19 protein-coding genes are annotated in these 18,540 nt (G+C 38.3%); 12 read left to right on the top strand and 7 right to left on the bottom strand.

What is annotated here, in order from left to right; all coding sequences use genetic code 11:
* Positions 1-50: 50 nt before the first annotated feature.
* Entirely contained in the window at positions 51-611 is a 561-nt protein-coding gene (locus ACHUFV_RS17670) for a DNA-3-methyladenine glycosylase I (RefSeq protein WP_394236431.1), read from the top strand.
* 85 nt (positions 612-696) lie between these two features.
* Here ACHUFV_RS17670 and ACHUFV_RS17665 read toward each other — a convergent pair whose 3' ends face one another.
* From ACHUFV_RS17665 to ACHUFV_RS17635, 7 genes are all read right to left on the bottom strand, one after another.
* A complete protein-coding gene (locus tag ACHUFV_RS17665; protein WP_394236429.1) occupies positions 697-990 on the bottom strand; it encodes a Dabb family protein in 294 nt (97 codons plus the stop codon).
* A gap of 7 nt (positions 991-997) precedes the next feature.
* Positions 998-2,254 carry a flavin-dependent oxidoreductase gene (locus tag ACHUFV_RS17660; protein WP_394236427.1) on the bottom strand — a complete coding sequence of 419 codons (1,257 nt, stop codon included), beginning with the start codon at positions 2,252-2,254 and terminating at the stop codon, positions 998-1,000.
* A gap of 155 nt (positions 2,255-2,409) precedes the next feature.
* The gene (locus ACHUFV_RS17655; protein ID WP_394236425.1) at positions 2,410-4,134 is read right to left on the bottom strand and encodes a methyl-accepting chemotaxis protein; all 1,725 of its coding nucleotides are present in this window, start codon (positions 4,132-4,134) and stop codon (positions 2,410-2,412) included.
* A 169-nt stretch (positions 4,135-4,303) separates the two neighbouring features.
* Positions 4,304-4,702 carry a sporulation protein gene (locus tag ACHUFV_RS17650; protein ID WP_394236424.1) on the bottom strand — a complete coding sequence of 133 codons (399 nt, stop codon included), beginning with the start codon at positions 4,700-4,702 and terminating at the stop codon, positions 4,304-4,306.
* A 389-nt stretch (positions 4,703-5,091) separates the two neighbouring features.
* Positions 5,092-6,048, bottom strand: coding sequence for a magnesium/cobalt transporter CorA (gene corA, locus ACHUFV_RS17645; RefSeq protein ID WP_394236422.1), 957 nt, complete (start codon positions 6,046-6,048; stop codon positions 5,092-5,094).
* Positions 6,049-6,227: 179 nt separating this feature from the next.
* Complete coding sequence (locus ACHUFV_RS17640; RefSeq protein ID WP_394236420.1) at positions 6,228-7,313, bottom strand: zinc-dependent alcohol dehydrogenase; 1,086 nt, start codon at positions 7,311-7,313, stop codon at positions 6,228-6,230.
* A 15-nt stretch (positions 7,314-7,328) separates the two neighbouring features.
* Positions 7,329-8,321 (bottom strand): ABC transporter substrate-binding protein, encoded by a 993-nt coding sequence (locus ACHUFV_RS17635; RefSeq protein ID WP_394236418.1) that lies wholly within the window; start codon positions 8,319-8,321, stop codon positions 7,329-7,331.
* Positions 8,322-8,510: 189 nt separating this feature from the next.
* On the opposite strand from ACHUFV_RS17635, the gene ACHUFV_RS17630 reads away from it, so the two are divergent.
* The 11 genes from ACHUFV_RS17630 to ACHUFV_RS17580 all read left to right on the top strand — a co-directional run bounded on the left by ACHUFV_RS17630 (position 8,511) and on the right by ACHUFV_RS17580 (position 18,525).
* On the top strand, positions 8,511-9,263 hold the full coding sequence (locus ACHUFV_RS17630; protein WP_394236416.1) for an IclR family transcriptional regulator: 753 nt from the start codon (positions 8,511-8,513) through the stop codon (positions 9,261-9,263).
* Between the two features lie 377 nt (positions 9,264-9,640).
* On the top strand, positions 9,641-10,663 hold the full coding sequence (locus ACHUFV_RS17625; protein ID WP_394236414.1) for an ABC transporter substrate-binding protein: 1,023 nt from the start codon (positions 9,641-9,643) through the stop codon (positions 10,661-10,663).
* A 33-nt stretch (positions 10,664-10,696) separates the two neighbouring features.
* Positions 10,697-11,506, top strand: coding sequence for an ABC transporter ATP-binding protein (locus tag ACHUFV_RS17620; protein ID WP_394236412.1), 810 nt, complete (start codon positions 10,697-10,699; stop codon positions 11,504-11,506).
* A complete protein-coding gene (locus ACHUFV_RS17615; RefSeq protein ID WP_394236410.1) occupies positions 11,506-12,312 on the top strand; it encodes an ABC transporter permease in 807 nt (268 codons plus the stop codon). Before ACHUFV_RS17620 ends, ACHUFV_RS17615 begins: the two co-directional genes overlap by 1 nt.
* 277 nt (positions 12,313-12,589) lie before the next feature.
* Positions 12,590-13,882: a Rieske 2Fe-2S domain-containing protein gene (locus ACHUFV_RS17610; RefSeq protein WP_394236408.1), complete on the top strand. Its 1,293-nt coding sequence runs from the start codon at positions 12,590-12,592 to the stop codon at positions 13,880-13,882.
* A gap of 99 nt (positions 13,883-13,981) precedes the next feature.
* Positions 13,982-14,218 (top strand): Rossmann-fold NAD(P)-binding domain-containing protein, encoded by a 237-nt coding sequence (locus ACHUFV_RS17605; protein WP_394236406.1) that lies wholly within the window; start codon positions 13,982-13,984, stop codon positions 14,216-14,218.
* Between the two features lie 7 nt (positions 14,219-14,225).
* Positions 14,226-15,206: a DMT family transporter gene (locus ACHUFV_RS17600; RefSeq protein ID WP_394236404.1), complete on the top strand. Its 981-nt coding sequence runs from the start codon at positions 14,226-14,228 to the stop codon at positions 15,204-15,206.
* Positions 15,207-15,244: 38 nt separating this feature from the next.
* The gene (locus ACHUFV_RS17595; RefSeq protein ID WP_394236578.1) at positions 15,245-15,922 is read left to right on the top strand and encodes a class II aldolase/adducin family protein; all 678 of its coding nucleotides are present in this window, start codon (positions 15,245-15,247) and stop codon (positions 15,920-15,922) included.
* A gap of 150 nt (positions 15,923-16,072) precedes the next feature.
* Positions 16,073-16,762 carry a phosphatase PAP2 family protein gene (locus ACHUFV_RS17590; RefSeq protein ID WP_394236402.1) on the top strand — a complete coding sequence of 230 codons (690 nt, stop codon included), beginning with the start codon at positions 16,073-16,075 and terminating at the stop codon, positions 16,760-16,762.
* A gap of 327 nt (positions 16,763-17,089) precedes the next feature.
* Positions 17,090-18,211, top strand: coding sequence for a ferritin family protein (locus ACHUFV_RS17585; protein ID WP_394236400.1), 1,122 nt, complete (start codon positions 17,090-17,092; stop codon positions 18,209-18,211).
* Positions 18,212-18,228: 17 nt separating this feature from the next.
* The gene (locus ACHUFV_RS17580) at positions 18,229-18,525 is read left to right on the top strand and encodes an MmoB/DmpM family protein (RefSeq protein ID WP_394236398.1); all 297 of its coding nucleotides are present in this window, start codon (positions 18,229-18,231) and stop codon (positions 18,523-18,525) included.
* Positions 18,526-18,540 lie beyond the last annotated feature (15 nt).

The following is an 18,540-nucleotide window of genomic DNA, read 5'->3' as shown; positions in this document are numbered from 1 at the left end:
ATTAAGGTACAGTTCGAAACAGGAATCTTTTATGGAAGGAACATTCTGGAATGAAAAGATGCGCGTGGGTAACAAGTGAGCCATTATATATAGAGTATCACGATCAGGATTGGGGAGTACCTGTTTATGATGATCGATTATTATTTGAAATGCTGTGCCTGGAAGGGGCCCAGGCCGGGTTAAGCTGGTGGACGATCTTACAAAAAAGGGAAAATTACCGAAAAGCCTTTGCTAATTTTGATGCGGAAAAAATTGTCCATTTTAGCGAGGAAAAATTGGAAGCGTTAAGGGAAGATAAAGGAATTGTCCGAAATAAGCTGAAAATTCAAAGTGTCGTCACGAATGCAAAAGCATTCCTGAAGATTCAAGAGCAGCATGGTTCATTTTCCGAATATATATGGAGCTTCGTCAATCACAAGCCGATTGTGAATGAGTGGAAAACGAAGGAAGAGGTACCGGTTACAAACGAAATCAGCGAAAAGATGAGTAAACAGCTAAAAAAAGACGGCTTCAAATTTGTCGGAAGCACCATCTGCTACTCCTACATGCAGGCAGTCGGCATGATCAACGACCACACATTGGATTGCTTCCGCCATCCACATAATAAATAACAGTATACAAGGTGTCAGGCACCACAAAAGGACATTTCTTGCATTTTGTCTTTTTGTGGTGCCTGACACCTTTTTTGCTTTTTTATTAAATCTCAAAATCTACAACAATCGTATCTTCAAGTCCTAATTCCTTTAAGGATGCTAGGATTTCTTGATGTTTAGGGTGTGGGAGGTAGTTTTCTAATGCTGCTCGGTCGGTAAAGCGTGCCGTTAAGGCAATCTCATATCCCTTGCTGCGAGTTGAAAAGTTACGTCCCTGCTGGATATCAATGATGCCTGGAATATAGTCTTTTAAACTCAATGTTTTCTGAATCAGCTCATCAAGCTGGGCATTTGATAGTTCATTTTTAAATCGAATTAAGACAATGTGCTCGATCATTTTTTTGTCACACCGCTTTGCTATTTAATGATTGACGGTCAAATCCGGCAATTTGTTTGTATTTGTTGGCTATTTCCTCTAATTCCTGCTGCGAGACTACATCGTTTAGGTTCGCAAATCCATTCGGTGCCCGTTCCTCTACAATCTGCATGACACTTTCCGGACCGTTCTTCCGGTTTGTCAACACAATGTTCGCAGTTGGTTCCATGCGGGCATTTGCATATGCAGTCAATGCTTGTTCCATAGTTTCCTGTTCGACAAAGGCTTGTCCCAAGGCATCAGCATCCAAGATTGCCTGTGAAGCCCCGTTAGATCCGATTGGATACATTGGATGTGCTGCATCACCAAGTAAAGTTACTCTCCCAAATGTCCATTGTGGCAGCGGGTCACGGTCAACCATTGGAAATTCATAGACCGTTTCGGTTTCCTCAATTAACTTTGGTACATTCAACCAGCCAAAATCCCACTTGGAAAAGGCAGGTGCAAATACTTCTTTTTCTACTTTCTTATTCCAATCATTACGGGGAGGAACGTCTCCAGGAACAGCCAGCTCAGCGATCCAATTAACAAGAGAACGGCCTCTTTCAGCTGTTTCAGGGCAAACCGGATAGGCGACAAATTTTTGATCCTGGAATCCAGACATGATCATCGATTTCCCTGTTAAAAATGGAGCTGATTCCGTTATGCCACGCCATAAAATACGGCCGCTGAATTTGGGCAGACCTTCATTTGGATAGAAGTGTTTACGGACAACCGAATGAATACCATCTGCAGCTATAAGAAAATCACCGCGATACATTCCAATAATATCACCTGTTTTTCTGTTTTCAAAAGTAGCTTCAACGCCATCATCAAAGGATTGGAAGGATTTTAGGTGGTGACCGGTAAAAATGACTTCTTCACCAATCTGCTCTTTTACTGCATTTAATAATAGAATATGTAAACGGCCGCGATGAATGGAATACTGCGGCCACTTATAGCCTGCATCCAAGCCTCTTGGCTCATGCCAAATAGGCTGGCCAAACTTGTTATAATAATTTAATTCAGCTGTAGGAATCCCGGTTTTCTTCAATTCTTCAGTCAACCCTAATTCCGTTAAAATTCGAACGGCATGCGGCAGTAAATTAATTCCTACTCCTAATGCTTTAATCGTTTCTACACTTTCAAATATACGCACTGACACGCCAACGCGGTGAAGTTTCAGGGCGGTAACAAGCCCTCCAATACCACCACCGACAATCATTGCTGTTTTATCCTTATTCAACTTTTTCGCCTCCATCTAAAGCTGTCATAAAAATTGGGTTTATAGTTTTCCTACTATATTTTTTTATTATCACATAATTTAGAATATTTTTAAAGAATAAAGTAATAGACACGAAATAGAAAGGGACGGTAGTTCATAGAACACCGTCCCTTATACTATTCTATTCTAAAATGGTCAACTGATTTATTTAAATCCTTAGCTAATCGTGCAACTGATTCAGATATAGCAACAATCTCATGCATGCTACCAGTGGATTGTTGGATCGTAGCAGAAGCCTGTTCAATGCCTAAGGATGTCTCTTGAGAAATGGATGCAACATAATTAAGGGAATCCTTAATATCTCCACTCTTTGTAAAAATGTTCTTCAGATTTTCGGATATAGTCTCGGTTTGTAACTGCATATTTACTACTGCTTGTTTTATATCATTAAAGGTGTCCCCGGTCAATTTTATTTTTTTCTTACCCTCAACGACTTGTGTATAGCTGAGCTGCAAGGCTTTTACTGTATTATTTGATTCAGGTTGAATCCTGTTTACCATCTCTGTAATATTTCCAAGTGACCCTGTAACCTGCTCTGCCAGTTTGCGAACTTCACCAGCCACAACGGCGAAGCCTTTTCCATGTTCCCCGGCACGAGCTGCTTCTATTGCAGCATTGAGTGCCAATAAATTGGTTTGAACAGCAATGGCTTGAATCACCTGCACCAGCTTCGATATTTCCTTTGATTGTTCATCTAATAGCTTTACCTTTTCAATGGATTCCAATACACCACTATGAATCGTATCCATTTGATTTTCCGATTCATTCATGAGCTGATAGCCATTTTTCGTTAATTCAATCACTCCAAGAGAGGAAATGCTCATTTCGCTTCCTTTTTCCGCTGCCTCTTGTATTTGACCGGTGAACTGGTTCATTGTATGGAAAACTTGGTTAGCTGAAGATGCTTGACTATCTGATCCTTTTGCTATTTCCTGCATTGTGCCGGCAATCTGTTGGTTCCCTTCACTTACTTCACTGGAACCTTCTAAAAGCTGATTGGATGAATGGACCAATTGAATAGCATTCTTGTTTATACCATGTATGACTTGTTTTAAATCATTCATCATTTGTTGAAATGCTCTTGTTAATGTGCCAATTTCATCTGTTCGACTCGTTGCAAGCTGGACGGACAGGTCACCGGCTCCCACTTTTTGCACCTGGGCTGTAAGGTTTTTTAATGGCTTAACTAAAAAGTAGGTAACGATGTATATCATAAGGGCACTAATCAATAATATACCAACGGTCACGGTAATCATTTTCTTTTTATATGAATCCATTAATTGATAAACATTTGTTGCATCTAAATCAGCCCCAACAATGCCGATCACTTCACCAGAATCAGTCTTTAAAGGCAGATAGGTGGAAAGGAGGGCCCCGTATTCTTTATCGTTTGACATCTCGATTTGCAATTTGCCTGTTTCAAACGCTTTTTTGATTTTGGGATATTGTGAAATATCCTCCTGATCACCTAATTGTGATGCATCTTTATCACCGATCGGCATGCCATCAACCATATAGAAATATTGATAGTCATTTTCTACTGGTTTACGGGACATTGTATATAAATAAGTTAAACCAGTATTCTCTTTTAAAAGATTTAATTTTTTGCGTAATTCAACATAATAGTTCGTTTCTCCAGATTCCAAAGTGATTTCCTGCTGATATTTATCCATATCAATCGTTTCAACAGCCTGTTTTGTAATATTTTCTGCAACATTGCTTAAAGAATCTTTGACTAACGTAACAGAGGATTGATAGCTGTAATACGACACAACCAAACAGGATAATAACAACAAAGCGGAAAAAACCATAATGATTTTTGCCTGAATATACTTTTTCATTCTACCCACCACACATTCTCAAAAGAAAATTCATTATAAACTCTAAGAATATTATAATGGTATAATGAAAAACTTCCAGTAAAAAGAAATTCTCGCCTAAGGTGTCAGGCACCACAAAAAGACAAAATACAGGAAAATGTCCATTTGTGGTGCCTGACACCGATACGAATCATTTAGATTTTGGTTTTAAATAAATAATGTCGTGGTCTTTACTTTCAGTTCCTTCATGAAAAACAAGCTTTGATTTAAAGTAATAGTATTGATCCTTCCGTGATTGATCAGTACCGTCGGGAATGGTAAAGGTAAATGATAATTGATCTTCCTGGTTCGGTTGAATCTTCCTCGAAGTCAAAATGGTTACAGTATCTACAATCGTTTCTTGTTCCGTTTCTGTATCCACAACAATCAAATCACAATGAATTCGACTTATGGTTTGGTCTACTGTACCACCCTTCAGCAGGAAATGACCAGAAACCTGTTCGCCAGGGGAGTACGTTTCCTTTTCCAAAACTAAATCAATGCTTGCCGAGCCTATCCCTAAAAGTGACATGGTTTTTCTTAATAACATTTGTATATCCTCCATTTATTGGTTTTATCTATTTACAAAAATTGAATAGCCTTTACCAAAGATGGTAAAGGCTTTGAAAAATAAAAGACCTCTACCGGTTGGAAGGTAAAGGTCTAAGGACATAAAAGACCTCTACCAGCTGGTAAAGGTCTTGCTAACAACAATTGTTGCCAACAAAGCCGAGAGTTTGAGACTCCGAAATGACGACTTTGTTGTAAAAGCTACTCCCCTTTAGGAGAAAACGATTCAATTTATAAATTTATCATATAGTTACATACTGTATATTGTCAATTGTTTTTCTTGATATTAACAAATGCTTAATACATTAGAAATATTTCAAAGAAGGAATTTATTGCTCCGTCGAAGAAATAGAACCTCCCTGTGTTTGTTTAGTTAAACCATCCTTTTCTCTTAAACCAAATATACATTAATACTCCAATTATCCCCATAAATCCAAGGGTAATAAAATAACCGTATTTCCATGATAATTCAGGTATATGCTCAAAGTTCATCCCGTATATTCCCGCAATAAATGTAAGAGGAGAGAAAATAGAAGTAATAATGGTAAGGATTTTCATCACATTATTTGTCTGATGTGAATTTAACGAGAGGTAACTGTCTCGAATGTCTGCAGTAATTTCCCGATTAGCCATAACCATTTCCGATAATTTTAAAAGATGGTCATAAATATCAGAAAAATATTCTTTCCTATCCTTTATTCCATCCAAATGATGAGAATTTAACATACGGTAAAGTAAATCACGCATTGGATTAACGGTATGCATTAAATTTAATAACATATATCTTGTGTTATATAATTCAGTCATTAATAGATTCATTGATTTATGGTGCGTGTTATCTTCGATTTTATCTAAATCTTCCTCTATTTGGTACATAATAGGAAAATAGTTATCTACAGTTTCGTCCAATATTTTATAAAACACATAATAGGTATCCCATTTTTCAATATTCTTTTGAGACAATAATTGAGCCCAAACCTGATTGACTTCCTTTGATGGTGTTCGATGAAATGTAACAATAAAATTATCTCCAAGAAAAAAATCTAATTCTTCTTTTAAAATTTCTTTCTCTTCTTCTCGAACAATATGTGTAACATAAAAAGTATGGTCATCATAATAATCCAATTTTGGACGTTGAAGTCTCTGTAAACAGTCTTCAATCGCAAGCGGATGAAAATGAAAAGTATAAGCTAAATGTTTTACCTCCTCATCAGTTGGTTCACTAAAATCAACCCAAAACCATTTGTATTTAGATAAATCGATATGATCAATAGAAATATCTTTTTCAAAATGATTGTCATTCGTAATTCCAATTATATTTATCATCGTATGAACACCTTCTAAAAATAACTTCAATAACATTATACATGTTAATCATATTCTTCAACCACTTAACATAGAAAAGTAAGAAACTAATTCTATTTGGGGTTGATAATGGTGCCTAAAAAAACGCGGGGACGGTTCTACTGCTTCCATGAAGCAGTAGAACCGTCCCCGCGCATCATTTATGGTGTAACAGTAACTAACAAAGGTCCAGGTTCACCTTCGCCGCCGGCTGTTTTTAATGCTAAATCTACCTGATCTAACCTATAATTATGAGAATTTAGCAGGCTGAGAGGGAACCTGCCTGCTGCGATGAGTTCAGTAGCCATTTGAACTGACTCGAAGCTATGTCCTCTAACACCTTTAAGAGTTAGTGTTTTTTTGATCACTGTATCGACATCCCATTCTGGAATGGCTTGATACTTGTAGGCTCCAAGCAGGACTATTCCACCTTTTTTTGCAATATTAATTGAGTCTGTAATCGGAGCTGTACCGCCAGATGTTACATCTAGCACTACGTCTGCCATATGACCGTCTGTTATTTGCTCAATACTGGAATATAAATCATCCGTAGTCGTATTAATGATGTAATCCATTCCTAATTCTTTGGCTAATGTTAAGCGGCGCTGACTAGAACTTCGTCCAATCATAATGACTGTTGCTCCGGCAGCTTTAGCAGCGAGTCCGCAAGCTAATCCCTGCTGTCCAGGCCCGTAGATGGCAACAACTTGACCGGTAGTTACTTTTCCTTCCATACTCATCCATTCAAACCCGTTTGCTAATGGTAATGTCAGTGCTGCTTCGACAGCTGGTACATGGTCAGCCATCTTATGAAGAACAGAATTAGGATGGAGGTACATATATTGACTAAATCCGCCCCATAATGATGGATTCATAGAGATAGGGACTGTTCCATACCGGATTCCGCCAGAACGGGGGTCAGTAAAGGTACATGAACGATAGGCACCCGTCCTGCAGGCTTTACACTGACCACATGGAATATATTCCTCCATTGCAACCCGATCACCTGGTTTTAATCCCCATTTTTGGGATGCTATATCGCCAATCTTTTCAATATACCCCACAACATGATGTCCTAATATTTTAGGCTCCTGAAAGTGACGATAATAAGCCACATCTGTTCCGCAGATCCCAACTATTTCGACACGGAGAATGCCTTCCTCCGGAGAGATATCAGGTAATTCAAATTCACGGAGAGTTGTTTCCATTTCACCTACTGCGACTGCTGCTAGCACTTTTTTTCCCATTTGTTTGCCTCCTTACTATAACGTATATTTTTCTAAAGTAGATTTGGCAAACAAATCCTCTATCTTTAATTTATTCTTAATCATTCCTTGTTCATAGGAATAGGTAACGGCTGCTTCTAATGTCTCGCGGTTATTTTCTAATCCGTAGGGCCAGAAATCTTCGCCCATTAATTCTCTCGTATTTTCCCACTCTGAAGTAAACCAAGGTAGGGTAACTTTTAGGGCTGCTGTTTGCTTAAAGCCTTCATATACTTTTTGTTTTGACTGCTCAAAGGCCTTGAATAAATTTTGTGCGACCCATGGGTGCTTTTCTAAAATTTCATCTTTAATGGCTACTACATGCATAATAGGGAAAATTCCCGTACGCTTAAAATACTCCTTTTCAACAGCTGGATAATCAGGAAAAAGACGCTGAACATTCGGAGACCCTTCAAGAAAACAAGATGGTGCACGCGGTGCGATAAAGGCATCTATTTCACCAGATTCAAGCATTTGATTTAAGGTTTGGTTATCATCGATTTGTCTGATGTTAATATTCCAAGGAAGATCAAGCTTAATTTTCTCGATCCGACCGGCTGTTTCTTGACCGCCAATATACCAATTCATGTCAGCTGGATGAATACCATAATCATGCTGGAGTATTCCACGAATCCAAAGGCAGGCCGTTAACTGGTATTCCGGAATCCCAACTCGTTTCCCTTTTAAATCTTCGGGTTTTTCTATTCCAGAATTTTTATTGATGTAAATGCCGGAATGGCGGAAGAATCGGGACATAAAGACGGGAATGGCTGTGAAATTAGGATAACCGCGATCCTTTGCAACTAAATACGAAGATAAGGATAATTCTGCTACATCAAATTCTTGATGGCGCATCATTCTCCAAAATGTTTCCTCAACCGGCATATTCAGCCAATTCAGATCAACTCCATCTACTTGAACGGAACCGTTTGTTAGAGCATGGATCCGATCATAATCCCAGCAAGCAAAGCTTAATGATAGTTTTGACATATAGCCACTTCCTCTCAAATCCTATAATCAAAGTTCTATATTCATAATGTCTTATGGATGCCGATGCTGAAAATAGCCTGTTCTTTCATACGGCACAATACGTGATAAAATTATTGAAAATATTGCAATTATTTGTTAAATTTAGAATAATTAAAATATTATACAAAAGTAGAAAGCGGGGGACGAAACGTGTTGTCTTCTGTACATAATGCAATCAGAATTTTGCAGACCTTTTCGAAGACAGAAACAGAATTAGGTATTACTGAATTGAGTATGCGATTAGGGTTAGCAAAGAGTACTGTGTTCCGGCTTATGAAGACATTAAATGAAACAAATTTAGTCGAAAAAAACCAGGAAACTCAAAAATATCAATTAGGGATTGCTGCTTTCGAACTCGGATTTACCGTCTATCATTCGATGGAGCTGCGAAGAGTGTCAGTCCCTGTCCTTGATAAGCTTGCAAAGTCAATTAATCGTGTTGTACGTCTTGGTGTGTATGATAAGGGTGGTGTAGTATACCTTGTTAAACTAAGTCCAAATGGAGAGAGTGGAACAAAATCCAAGATTGGTGACCGAATTCCAACACACTGTTCTGCAATTGGGAAAATGCTATTAGCACACCAGAGTAACGATGAGGTTGTACGGGTTATCGAAGGAGGTTTACCTCGATATACAAATAATACAATTGTTACCGCAAGCGACTTGGAAAAAAACTTAATCGAAATTAGACAGAAGGATTACGCGTTAACAATGGAAGAATTGAGGGATGGAATTTCCTCTGTAGCCGTCCCAGTAAAAAATGATTTGGGAAAAGTAGTAGGAGCGATTAGCATTACTGGTTCTCGAGCATCTTTCTCTTTAAATCAAATCGAGCAATATGTAAGGGAACTCAGACAATGCAGCAGACTGATTACTGAACAAATGGGAATGGACTATTATTAATAAATAGTGGCATAGGAAAAAGAATTACATATTTCATTTCTAGTAATGATTAGTCTCTACTAATCATTCTTTCTTTTTATATAGGGTTGTAATTTCGTTCTTTTCCTTTGATCTGATCGAATTTACAAGTTAACAATAGTGTAAATTTTTTTAAGGCGTGTTCCATATACAAGAACAAAGCAAATCACATGTGAAATTTTTATGAGAATATGATAACTGTAATATTTAGAATATTTGGAAATTATTCAGAATTGTTATTTTATAACAGAGTGAAAGCGTTTCCTGAAAGAGGAGGGGATAAGGGTAGAAGGAATCGTTTAATAAAACTGTCAATTGTATTTCTACTATTTATAAAACAATTCTAGGGGGTCTTAATGATGAAAAAAGTAGTAAATGGATTTTCACCAAAACTATTCATTGTACCATTATTAATACTTGCTTTAATTCTTAGTGCCTGTGGAAAAACGGAGAAAACTCAATCTGATACAAAAGCTGCCGGTGGTACAAGTAAAGATAGTAAAACGAGTATAAGTATGGCATTCCCTTCTTATAATGCAAGCTATCTGCCAGCATTCGTAGCTGAAAAGCATGAGTTATTTGAAAAGCACAATCTAAATGTGTCTTTCACAAAGGTACAAGGCGGAGTCATTGCACTTAGAGGACTTCAGACAAATGAGTTTCAAATTATTTCTAGTTTGCCGGAATCAGTAATTAATGGAATTGCATCTGGTGCAAATATCAAAATGATTGGGACTTTTGATGATCAATCAATGTATAGTATTTACGCAACATCTGATATCCAAAAGCCTGAGGATTTAAAAGGTCAAGTTGTCGCAACGAACCGTACTGGAAATGGAACGGATATTCAGCTTCGCTGGTGGTTAAAGAACAATGGATTAGAGCCTGACAAGGATGTCCGTATCGTTGAAGCAGGGGAAAATTCAACACGTCTTCAGTCATTAGTAACAGGCCAGGCAAAGTTGACGATTCTTAGTCAGCCAACTGACTTAAAAGCGGAAGCTGCAGGGATGCATCAATTAGGACTTATGAGAGAGGATCTTAAAACATATAACCATAACATGTTAATTGCTAATGGCGAATTTATGAAGAACAATCCAGAAGCAGTTAAAGGCTTTATGGCTGCAATCGCAGAAGCAACCGAATATGCTAAGAAGCCGGAAAATAAAGACGAAATGATTCAAATCATTATGGAAAAATTAGAAATGAATCAGGAAGACGCTCAAAAGTCGTTTGATTTTGTTCAGCCTGCATTAGCAGACAAAGGAAAAATCAACATTGAAGGATTAAAATGGGCGATTGATACAACCAAAGAAGCAGGAATGTTAACAGGTGATGTTACGGTCAAGCAATTATACGATGATTCTTTTATTGCAGATTAATCTAGTCCATTCTAATTTGTAGAGGTGAAGTCTATGACAATGGTAAAAACAAAGACTCCTATTTTAAAATTTGATCATTTAAATGTTATTTATAATGAAGGTCAGCCGAATCAAGTGCATGCTTTAAAAAATGTATCCGGTGAGATACATGAAGGGGAGTTCATTTCGATTATTGGACCGAGTGGATGTGGAAAAAGCACCCTTCTTCACACATTAGATGGGCTGCTCACACCTACTTCTGGTACGATTACGATAAATGGTTCAGAAGTTCATGGACCTGATGAAAATAGAGCAATGGTATTTCAAGATTTTGCGTTAATGCCATGGCAAACGGTTTATGATAATGTTGCCTTTGGGTTACGAATGGCAGGAAAGAAGGACAAGCAGATACGTGATAAAGTTCTGCACTATATCAAAATGGTAGGATTAGAAGGTTTTGAACATAAATATCCCCATCAGCTGTCAGGAGGAATGAAGCAAAGGGTTGGAATTGCTCGTGGTTTTGCTGTTGAGCCAAAGGTATTACTTATGGACGAGCCATTCTCTGCTATAGACGAACAAACTCGCGAAATTATGCAGGAAGAAGTATTAAAAATCATGTTGAATGAGAAGAAAACAGTTATTTTCATTACTCACTCGATTGATGAGGCAGTTTTTCTTTCCAGCAGGATCATCTTAATGTCCGTGCGCCCAGGAGAAATTGTGGATGAAATTAAAATAGATATCCCTTATCCAAGAACACTTGAAACGAAGGTGTTACCAGAATACCAGGAATACAAGCAAACAATTTGGGATCATCTAAAAGGGGAAGTTAGAAGACAGTACAAGAAGGGGGAAGCATAATGCAAGAAATAGAAGTGACGAAAAGTCTTCCACCTACGATGAAAAAGAGTACATGGAAGATACCTAAAAGTATTCTCTATCCCTTTGTGACCTTGCTTATTATTCTGATTGTTTGGGAAATCTGCGGTCGTTTAAACCTTATTGATCCGTTTATGTTTAGCTGGCCAAGTAAAATTTTTACCGAAGCAGTAGCGTTTTTCGTTTCCACAGAGGTTTTTACTCATCTTGCTGTCAGCGGGATTGAGGTTGGAATAGGCTTTGCAATGGCGCTAATTGGAATTCCAATCGGATTAGCAATGGGGTATTGGAAAAATCTTGAGTTAGCTTTTGACCCTTTTGTAACAGCACTCTATACAACACCAATGATAGCTTTAACACCATTATTTGTGCTATGGTTTGGCTTAGACACTCTATCCAAGGTTATGATGGTATTCGCTTTATCCATATTTCCAATCTTGATTAACACGATGTCAGGTGTGAAAATGACAGATCCATCCTTAATCAAGGCTGCACGTTCCTATGGGGCAAGCAGAGGACAAATGTTCAAAGAGGTTATTTTGCCTTCTGCGATCCCATTTATCATTACAGGTATACGCTTAGCGATAGGTAGAGCATTAATTGCAGTAGTTGTTGCGGAAATGCTGGCGGGAAATAAGGGGATTGGCTATGCAATTAGACATGCATCAGAGCTGTTTCAAACTGCCCAATATTTGGCTTATGTTGCGGTATTAATGGTTCTATCTGTATTACTCACAGAGCTGTTAAAGATATTTGAGAAGAAAATTGCACCATGGCGGAATTTATAAGAAGTCGGTTGCTCCGCGATTGTATCTATTAAATTCAAATAGTTTTATAAAAAAAGTGTTTCAGCTGCATGCTGAAACACTTTTTTCCTTTCACAGAAATATCATCTAATCTATGTTATTTCAACAGAAGGGAATCAATAGTTTAAAAATATTAAGTATTTTTTCTATATTGTTCCATATGCAAGAACCCTCCCTATTTCAAGCCTTTCAGAGAAAGTATAATTTCTTTATAAATAATCAATAAATTCAAAATATTTACTAAAAGGAAGTGGGTCTTATGTTAAAGAAAGAGGATAATGAAAGATTATGTCTGACTAGTAAAGGAACGCCAATGGGGGAAGTATTCAGAAAATACTGGATTCCTGCGATTCTCTCTGAGGAAGTTCCAGAGCCAGATAGTCCTCAAATTAGATTGAAATTATTAGGGGAGGATCTCGTTGCTTTCCGCGATTCAGAAGGGAAGGTAGCCATTCTAGATGCCTATTGTCCACACCGCCGAGCGCATTTATTCTGGGGTAGGAATGAACAATGCGGGATTCGATGCACGTATCATGGTTGGAAATTTAATCGAGACGGTGAATGCGTGGATATGCCTAATGAACCAAGCGATAGCAATTTTAAACAAAAAGTTCATCTAACATCCTATCCGACTTGGGAGAAGAACGGAATTGTATGGACTTATATGGGACCAAAGGAAGAACAGCCAAATCTTCCAGATTATGAGTGGCTGCGAGCACCTATAACTCATTTCCAAGTATCAAAAACCTATGAAGGCTGTAACTGGCTGCAAGCTCTAGAAGGAGGGATTGATACATCCCATTCATCGTTTGCTCATAATAACAATATCCAAGATAAAAATTCTCTACGTAACCGTGCAACTAATCCTAAGCTTGAGGTTGATAAAACGGACTACGGTTTCCGATATGTAGGGATCCGTGATTTACAAGACGATGGTAACTATGTTCGTGCCTATCAGTTTATTATGCCGTCCCAGCAAATGCGTGGGCAGATGTTGAAATGGCAAGATGGCAGCCAAGAGGACTATCCAACTATTCGTGGTCACATTTGGGTACCAATTGATGATGAAAGTGTATGGGTGTGGAATTTTAAATATACTTCTGAACCTTCTATTCCTTTAGATCCGGACTTCTCGTTACAACAGGAAATTGCATTTGGAAGAGGTCCTGATGATGTACTGCCAGGGTATCGTTTAAAACGGAATCCTTCCAATGATTATCTCATTGATAGAGAAGTGCAGCGAACGAAGACATTTACGGGAATTGAGGGAATTAACACCCAGGATTATGCTTTACAGGAAACAATGGAAAAACCATTTGCGGATCGTACAAAAGAACGTCTTGGAACTGCCGATTTAGCCATAATTGCAGCAAGACAGCTATTGTTAGAAGCAATAAGAGATGTGGAAAATGGCAAAGCTCCAAAAGGAATTCATCCAGAAACAAGCCGTAATGTACGTGCTTGTGATGCCTTCCTTCCAAAGGGAATTGATTGGAGAGAAGGACTAAAGGAAAATATGACAGCTAAATATCAGTTAATTAAATCGAATTAAAATCAGTTTACAAGATGTTCAAAAATAGACAAATTCTTGTACGTAAGAAAATCGTTAATGTTTCTTTCGTACAGGTTTTTATTTTAAGGGGTGGATTGTATGCCATTAGCGGAACAATTGGTTATTCCAAATTATTTTTTTGGTAAATCTGTTGCGATACTCGGATATAGCAAAGAGGTTAGTGAATTTGCAAAACTGTTAAGGGAATATGAAATCTCAGTTGTTATTGGGCTTAGGCCTGTTGACGATTTATGGGCAGAAGCAGAACGTGATGGATTTGAGGTGAAAAGCCTTTGGGATGCAGTAGAATCAGCGGATATTATTCAGGTTTGGTAGTTGAAAGATGATTGGAGAAACGTTAGCTTTAGTGGCTGCCTTTTCTTTTGGTTGTGCCAATGTAATGGTAAAAAAGGGGGTAACACCTCATTCAAAAAATAACGGAGCTTTCCTCTCTGTGTTGATAACCTTCGGAATGGCAGGGATTATTACCGTTGCAAAAGGCGTATTTCAGGGTTGGCCGCCCTATTCAACAAAAGGGATCGGATGGTTCATTTTAGCAGGTATCTTAACAGCATACATTGGAAGGACGTTACTTTTTACATCTATTCAGCATTTAGGTTCAGTACGGGCTTCTACACTTAAACGTTTAAATTCACTTTTTGCTGTCCTTATTGGTGTGTTTTTCCTGCACGAATCAATGAATCTATTGGTGTTCATTGGGATGTTGATGATTTTTGCCAGCTCGTCATTCTTGATGTATGAAACGATTATTACGAATAGAAGATTACAAAAAAAAGAGACTGCTGCAGCGAAGGAAACCACATTGGTAAAGACTAAGTTAGAAAATGGGGATAAAAGGAATAAGTGGACCAATCGCTTTAAATTCATTACCAGTTTGGGATATATGTACGGAGTTGTATCCGCCTTAGCCTATTCAATCGGTTATGTAGTAAGAAAAGAGGGGCTGCATGAAATACCTGAACCTTTCTTCGGTACCATGATTGGGGCATTTGTAGGAATACTGATATACATCCTTATTTCCTTAGTGAAAAAAACATTTCATCAATCAATCGTATCAACCTTTAAACATTATCAACCATGGTTACTTGGAGCAGGAATTTCAACTTCTTTAGGTCAAATTTTATTTTTTTCAGCATTAATGTTTAGTGATGTGTCCAAAGTGTCAATTATTTCATCAACCGATGTGATTTTTACTCTCATATTGTCAGCTTTTATTTTTAAAACCTATGAGAGAACAACGAAAATGGTGTACATGGCAGCTATTGTGGCAATGATTGGTGCAGGTTTTATTGTGATTGGTTAGATAGTTGATGTAAGTGTGAGGAGGTTAGTTTATTGAACGTGAACAGTCTTGAAGAGTTAAAACAGCAGTTGGTGGATGGAATTCGGATGCTGGAGAATATCGGACATATCGACTTTAATGGCCATTTCAGTGTACGGATTCCTGAAACTGAATTAATTTTGATCAACTCAGCAGAAGCGAGCAGAAGCTCTTTAACGATAGAAAATATCATTACGATTGATTTAAAGGGGAATCTTATTGAAGGAACGGGGCGACCGCCAAATGAATTTCCGCTTCACACGCAAATATACAAGCGCAGGCAAGATGTTCAAGCAATCAGCCATACCCATCCACGGTGGTCAACGCTGTTTACAATAGCAAAGATGCCGCTGCGTCCAGTCATTATACAGGGAGCTGTGCTTGGTACTATTCCCGTTTTCTCTAAATCACATTCGATTAGTAATATTGAAATAGCTGATGAATTGGCAGAAAAACTAGAAGATAATCATATTACTCTATTAAAGTCACACGGTGCAGTCATTACCGGGTATTCTATTGTTGAAACATTTGTTCGTAGTGTGTTTTTAGAGGAAAACGCACAACGTCAATATATGGCAAGTCAATTAGGCTATGCTCATTCATTAGAGGATGATGAAATCGTAAGTATGTCAAAATTTATATGGCAGCCTAGAAATATCCAAAAGGTTTGGGATTATCACCTGAGTAAACTTAAATAAAACCTCCAATATTGGGGGTTTTTATTTTTGTGTAGTTTAAGCATAATTCTTTCTGCCTGTGCAAACAATTTAATCTCTATTCCTGTTATCACATTCTCTGATCTCTATACATAGAAAAATAAAAGAATACTCTACAGGGAGTTGATTTTGTTGGCATATAAAAAATGGTCAGAGTATCCGTATCCTGGACAATCAACTCCACCGAAGGGAAAACCACTACATGAATTTTGGCCGCTGGTTTTTATTGTTCGGTCTGGAACACATGTATTCCTGGATTCCAATCAAAGAAGAATCAATTGGAAACTTACACATCCTAATCAAGTAAATTGGGAGTCAGAATTATTGATGGTTCAACAAACATTAGCAAGCTTAACACCAGAGCAAAAAAAATTGGCTGAGTATTGGGGAAATGGAATCGTAGTGGAGAAAGTCACTCCCATCATTTATCGCCTTGCAGAGAAGTACAATATTGGCGCAATCAAGCTTTCTATCGTGTTAGGCTATGCCTATGCAGCTGCCAATGATGCTTTAGTGATGTCCATGTACTTCAAATATTTGTATAACACGGCCCGTCCAATCCAATATAAGCTGAACCATTCCGCTGTCATTCACACGCCTCCATCTCCATCGTACCCCTCCGGTCATGCAGCCATTGCAGGATGCTTGCAAATGGTACTCAGTCACTTCTTTCCAAAGGAATCCGCTGCCATAAAAAGAGTGATGGAGGAATGTGCCCAATCAAGGCTATATGCTGGAGTGCATTTTAAGGCAGACATTGAGGCAGGTCTGAAATTAGGAAAACAAATAGGAGAAATCGTCATTCATCAAGTGAAAATCTAAGCAAGCGAATGCTCTATGAACGGAAGCAATAGAGCGCTCCCTTGCTTTTTTTAATACTCAGTTTTAGGACAAGACTTGATGTTCCAACTATTTAAACAGTTGAAATAGTTGCAATTGGTATGAATCGTACCAAAATGGCAAATAAATTGGGAGACATCATCCGTATACTAAATATTCAAACTATTTTAAGATTAGTATACGCTTACAAATTAGAAAATAAAAACGAAAGTAATACAACCTACTAAAATAGAACTCAATTATATTTTTCATACAGAAGAATCAAAATCAACGCTAAATATAGCGGCCATAAATAAAGGGGGAAACGGAATGACAGCAAAACCTGAATTTAAGAAAACAATCAGGGATACAGCTTGGGATTACAAAACGAAAAATGAGTATGAAGATGTGACCGTCAGACAGCAGCCGTATGTACATATGCACTATCGCCATATTTTTGATGAACGTGATTATGATATTTATGATCCACGTTATACACGTCTGAAATCTTCCGACTGGGAAGCCTTCCGTGACCCGAAGAAGTTCTGGTATACACCTTATGTAAACAATCGTAAGAAAATGGCGGAAGAAATTGAAAACGCATTCAACCAGGCGAACGAACTTGGTGTTGTCGAAACCCTTTCGCCGCAATGGGCGGATGCATTAAAGGATATATATACACCGCTTCGTCATTTGGAATATGGCGAAAATGTCCAAATGCAGTACGTCATTCGTTATGCATTAGGCTCAGCCATTGAGCAGTGTGCAACCTACCAGGCTTACGATAAGACAGGAAGAGCGCAATGGATTTCTCAATGGGCCATGAATATGCAGGAGCATCATGGTGATTTCCTAGCACATGGGAAACAGGTCCTTCTGAACGAGCCTTCGTATCAGCCGCTGCGCCGCTATGTGGAAGAGATTCTAGTCACAGAGGATTGGGCAGAGGTACTGGTTGCGGAGAACTTAACCTTAGATTTATTGCTAGGGAATCTGATGTACCGTGAATTTAGTAAGACAGCGATGAAACAGGGGGATACCCATTTAGCGGTTATGAACCTTGTGATTGCGAAGCAGCTAGATTGGCACCGTGATTGGGCATTCTCCTTGTTTAAGTTGTTAGCACAGGATACAGCCGAAAGCCGTTGGGATTATTTGAAGGCCCTTGGCTATGAAGATTGGAAGGGCGATTACCGCTGGGGCAAAGTATTAAGCGACCCGAGAGAGACACCTGAAGAAACCTTATCAAATGCAGAAATCATCCAGGAATGGGTTGAAAAATGGTATCCAAAAGCCTTTGAAGCAGTGCTTGCGTTAGCTCCTTTATTCGAAAAGCATGGAATTGACATTGATCTTCCAGCCACATTGAAAAAGATTGAAGAAGAAGCGATTATTCCAATCTATAAAAAATATAAATTGCCATTCAAACAATATGAAATAGCACTTAGCTAAAGGAGAGGACGGGTAATATGACAGTAAAACAAGCATATGTAGGAATGGATTTAGATACAAGCGGAGGAAGTATTGTAACCGCAATCATTGCAGCGATTGAAGAGGATAATGAAGGCGTCATTGTCGAGGATTTCCATGTATATAAAAAAGTAAAAGCACCGGGGAGAATGGTGTTAAAAAGAGAATCGGTGGAAGAGCATCTTGGAGCAGATTTTGATATGGATCAAGTCCATCTCGTCATGTCATCTGCATTTGGATTTATTACGGATTGGGACGAAGAACAGCTAATCATTGAATGGGAAGATGCAGAATAAGGAGGGATCGGATAC

This window comes from Niallia oryzisoli (assembly GCF_043641075.1).
Lineage (GTDB): Bacteria > Bacillota > Bacilli > Bacillales > Cytobacillaceae > Bacillus_BD > Bacillus_BD oryzisoli_A.
This window is presented reverse-complemented; position numbering and strand designations above follow the sequence as displayed.

Coding starts and splice junctions, on each gene's coding strand:
- ACHUFV_RS17625 (WP_394236414.1), top strand. CDS start 9,641: ATGAAAAAAGTAGTAAATGGATTTTCACCAAAACTATTCATTGTACCA.
- ACHUFV_RS17635 (WP_394236418.1), bottom strand. CDS start 8,321: ATGTCAAAACTATCATTAAGCTTTGCTTGCTGGGATTATGATCGGATC.
- corA (WP_394236422.1), bottom strand. CDS start 6,048: ATGATAAATATAATTGGAATTACGAATGACAATCATTTTGAAAAAGAT.
- ACHUFV_RS17610 (WP_394236408.1), top strand. CDS start 12,590: ATGTTAAAGAAAGAGGATAATGAAAGATTATGTCTGACTAGTAAAGGA.
- ACHUFV_RS17640 (WP_394236420.1), bottom strand. CDS start 7,313: ATGGGAAAAAAAGTGCTAGCAGCAGTCGCAGTAGGTGAAATGGAAACA.
- ACHUFV_RS17585 (WP_394236400.1), top strand. CDS start 17,090: ATGACAGCAAAACCTGAATTTAAGAAAACAATCAGGGATACAGCTTGG.
- ACHUFV_RS17670 (WP_394236431.1), top strand. CDS start 51: ATGAAAAGATGCGCGTGGGTAACAAGTGAGCCATTATATATAGAGTAT.
- ACHUFV_RS17600 (WP_394236404.1), top strand. CDS start 14,226: ATGATTGGAGAAACGTTAGCTTTAGTGGCTGCCTTTTCTTTTGGTTGT.
- ACHUFV_RS17615 (WP_394236410.1), top strand. CDS start 11,506: ATGCAAGAAATAGAAGTGACGAAAAGTCTTCCACCTACGATGAAAAAG.
- ACHUFV_RS17580 (WP_394236398.1), top strand. CDS start 18,229: ATGACAGTAAAACAAGCATATGTAGGAATGGATTTAGATACAAGCGGA.
- ACHUFV_RS17620 (WP_394236412.1), top strand. CDS start 10,697: ATGACAATGGTAAAAACAAAGACTCCTATTTTAAAATTTGATCATTTA.
- ACHUFV_RS17665 (WP_394236429.1), bottom strand. CDS start 990: ATGATCGAGCACATTGTCTTAATTCGATTTAAAAATGAACTATCAAAT.
- ACHUFV_RS17605 (WP_394236406.1), top strand. CDS start 13,982: ATGCCATTAGCGGAACAATTGGTTATTCCAAATTATTTTTTTGGTAAA.
- ACHUFV_RS17650 (WP_394236424.1), bottom strand. CDS start 4,702: ATGTTATTAAGAAAAACCATGTCACTTTTAGGGATAGGCTCGGCAAGC.
- ACHUFV_RS17655 (WP_394236425.1), bottom strand. CDS start 4,134: ATGAAAAAGTATATTCAGGCAAAAATCATTATGGTTTTTTCCGCTTTG.